The sequence below is a fragment of the Bartonella sp. AU55XJBT genome, from assembly GCF_028618525.1.
In genome coordinates, this window is record NZ_JAQITC010000027.1 from 1 (window position 1) to 4,173 (window position 4,173).

The 4,173-nt window shown below is 40.3% G+C and carries 1 pseudogene; it reads right to left on the bottom strand.

Annotation, left to right across the window (positions count from 1 at the left end):
- Window positions 1-4,173, bottom strand: a pseudogene (locus tag PVV70_RS09595) (hypothetical protein); the annotation flags it as partial.

A 4,173-nucleotide genomic window follows, 5' to 3' on the forward strand; every position in this document is an offset into this window, starting at 1 on the left:
TTGCAACAGCCTTATTTGTCTCAAAAAGTTGCGAACCATTGACCGCATCCGTTGAATTTGCTGCAATGGTACCATTGGCAAGATACTTAATCTTACTATTAACTTTCGTATCTCCTGATCCATGCTGTGCTACAAAGGCTTTATCGGTTTTGCTCCACAACAAAGCATCGCCTTGGACTTCTTGCGTAATATTCGTTAGTTTTTCATCAAACTTTTTGACCTCATTCGTTAGATGAGTATTCACATTCTTGACACTCGTATCAAGATCAGAAAAGGCTGAACCAACATCGTTATGTGATTTAGTCGTTACCGTACCATCATCAGAAACATTAGAGATGTTATAAGTCGGAGCTTTAAAAACACCCTCTGTAAATGCAGCATCGCCACCTAGATAAGATGCAACACTGCTCCCTAGGGTATGAATCTGACCACCATTGACAGCTTCATTTGAATTTTCACCGAGATCCCCACCCATGAGACCGGAAAGTTTTCGCCCTCCATTATCTTTGTTCAAGATACTGATTTCGCTACCACCAGTTCCTTTACCAATCGTGATAAGACCTGCTCCTCCATCACGCAGACTACGCGATAAAGTAATTTCTGTTGCTTGCTTAACAAGGATACTATCTCTTACATCCCCAATCTCACCATTAAGAGTCGTGAAAGTGCTATTAACTCCTTCAAAGGCTTCCGCTACATTATGATAAGTCTTCTCTTCACCTTTTGTGCCATTAGCACCAAATTGTGCAACTTTGAAACTGGGTTCTGTCCATTGACCATTCTCGTACTTAGCTCCACTGCCAAAATACTTTAAAATTTCACCGCCCATTGAATAAAGCTGACCACCTGTAATAGCGTCTGTCGAATCCTTAGAAACATCACCAGCGTGCAGAAACGTAATCTTGCTGTTTTCTTGAGTTGCTACAGCTCTACCTTTTTCTTCTTGCTTCTTTTCATGACGCGCTACAAAGGCATTGGCTTCATCATTCCACAATAAGGAATCATGCGCAACGCCCTCTGAGACTTCCTTAATACGATCATTCACAGTCTTGATATTCTTATCAAGTCCTTCAAAGGCTAAACCAACATTAGTAAAGGCAGTCGGTGAACTCACTCCATCTTTAGTAATACTGGATAAATTATAAATCGGTTTTTTAAAAGTGCCATTCTCAAATGATGCATCACCCCCTAAAAATTCTGCAATATTCTGAGAGATTGTATTAATTTGATCACCCGTGATCGCATCACCTGACCCCTTAGCAATCTCACCATTGGCAACATTGTGAAGTGCAACCGAGGCAGCATTCTTGCCTTTTCCTAAAGTTATGCTCTCATAATTAATACCGCCAGTTTCTCCAGCTTTTTTATCATAATGAACAACGGCTGATTCATCAGACTGAAGACTATTAGAAAGCTTTTCTAAACTTTTATCAAGCTGGCCTTTGTTAACTGCTTCATTGTCCTTCGTTGCTGTTTTCACACCGGAAAGCGTTCTATCCCCTTGGTCCTTATTGGCGATATTGATTTCACTGCCTTCTACTTCCTTACCAATAGTAATAAAATTTGTATTTGCATCTTTCTTGACAAGGCTATCGCCTTTCACATTGGCAATTTCATTGGTAATCTCATTTTTTACATTTGTGAGGGAAGTGCCAACACCCGCTAAAGCTTCAGCTACATTTCCATAACTCTTCTCTTCAGAGTTGCCATCATCTTTGACTGTTGTAACCTTGAAGCTTGGGGCTGTCCATTCACCTGCGTCGTTATATCCAGCACCTCCACCGAAATACGTCGCAACTGTCTTATTCATGGAATAAAGCTGTGAGCCATTGACTGCATCTGTTGAACTTTCAGTAATATCACCAGCGTGCAGAAACGTAATCTTGCTGTTTTCTTGAGTTGCTACAGCTCTGCTTTTTTCGCCTTTGCTCTTTTCATGACGCGCTACAAAAGCATGAGCGTCATCACTCCATAACAAGGAATCATGTGCAACACTTTCAGACACTTCCTTAATACGATCATTCACATTCTTGATATTCGTATCAAGACCACTAAACGCTATGCCAACACCTTGGAACGAACTCTCTGTTACAACTCCATCTTTAGCAATATACGATAATTTATACGTTGGCTGTGTAAGGGCTCCATTTTCAAAGGATGCTTCTCCACCTAAATACTTTGCAATATCACTGCCAATTTTATGAAGCTGTCCACCCGTAACCGCATCATGTGAATCCTTAGAAATACTACCATCGGCAACATTGTGAAGAGCCGTGAGGGTTTTATCTTTACCACCAAAAGTTATACTCGCATAATCAACAGCACTATTTTCACCATCTGTTTTATCATAATGAACAACCGCTGAATCATCGGACTGAAGATGATTAATCTGGTTGGCAATATCTTTTTTGATGTTCGTAAAAGATGTACCAACACCTTCAAAAGCTGCGGCTACATTCTGATAAGTTTTCTCTTCTTCTTTGCCATCATCTTTAACAGTTTTTACTGTAAAAGATGGATCACTCCATACGCCATCTTTATAACTAGCACCACCCCCAAGGGACTTAGCTATATTCGTGGCTACAGTTGTTACATTTTGATTTGTCGTAAAAAGCTGTGAACCACTTACAGCTTCATGTGAATCTGCTGAGAGTGCCCCATCCTTTATACCTGCAAGTGTCCGCTTTTCATTTTTCTTGTTGGCAATATCAATTTTATCACCATCTGTTTCTTTACCTATCGTGATGTGTTTCGTTTCTGAATCCTGTTTAACAAAGCTACTTGCTGCTACTTGTTCTTTGACATCTTTTTCAACTTTTTGCAGTTGTGAAAAATTCACAGCATCAGTATCTTCAGTACCAGCAGCAACACCAGAAATGGTCCGTGCCGTGCCATCCTTATTCGCTATACTGATTTTAGTCCCTTCTTTTTCTTCTCCTATCTTGATTAACTTAGATTCTTCATTCCACTTAACAAGACTGTCACCTTTTACATTGGTAATCTCATTGCTAATTTCTTTTGTGATCTCATTTTTTATATTCGTGAAAGCAGTACCAACACCTTCAAAAGCTGCGGCTACATTTGTATAACTTTGTTCATCTTCTGTACCATCAGCTTTAATGCGTTTAATTTTAAAAGTTGGGCCCTCTGAATTTCCATTTCCAAAGTCAGCACCACCCCCCAGATAATCCGCAAGATGAGTACCAAGTGTGTATAGCTGACCGCCATTTACAGCGTCTTCTGAACCGTACGTTAAATCTCCAGCCCCAACAAATTTAATTCTGCTACTTCTTTTTTTTTGTCCCTCTCCATGCTGAGCACTAAAGGCTCCATCAGTTTCGCTCCACAACAAGGAATCACCTTTAACAGTGTTAATCGTATTATTAACCTCTTTGGTAATCTCATTTTTAACATTCGTGATAGACGTTCCAACCCCTGTTAAAGCTTCAGCTACGTTATGATAAGTTGCACCCTCTTCTTTGCCTTCATCGGTAACAGTTTTCACTGTAAAAGTTGGAGCGGTCCATGCTCCATTTTCATACTTAGTGCCACCACCTAAATAAGTCGCAACTTTATCATTTGTCTCAAAAAGCTGTGAGCCATTTATGGCTTCCTTTGAGTTTTCATTGATATCCCCGTCGAGTAAACCGGAAAGTTTCCGGGCTCCATTATCCTTATTTAGAATACTGATTTCGCTACCACCAGTTCCTCTACCAATCGTGATAAGACCTGCTCCTCCATCACGCAGACTGCGCGCTAAAGTCATCTCTGCTACTTGCTTAACAAGAATACTGTCTCTTACATCAGCAATTTCATTATTTGTTGCCAAAAGCTGGGAACCAGTTACTGCTTCGGTCGATTCTGCTGAGAGAGAACCTTCTTTAATGCCTGTTATTGTCTTACTGCCAGCATCAATACCACCGGTGGTTATCTTAGGTCCACCCGTAATTACTAAGCCTGTTGCATCTAAGGTATTTGTACCTGCTTTTAAGCTTGTTAACGTAACGTCTTGAGCAAGATCAAATTTTAGCTTATTGTCTTTATCGCCTTTGGTAATTTGGAAGTTCTTACTTCCAGTGGAAAAATCTACATCGCTGTCCATAAGAACAGTCTTGCCATTTTCACCCCCAACTGACAGTTTCCAGCCGTTTTCTTTGACGAATGTTTTTAAAT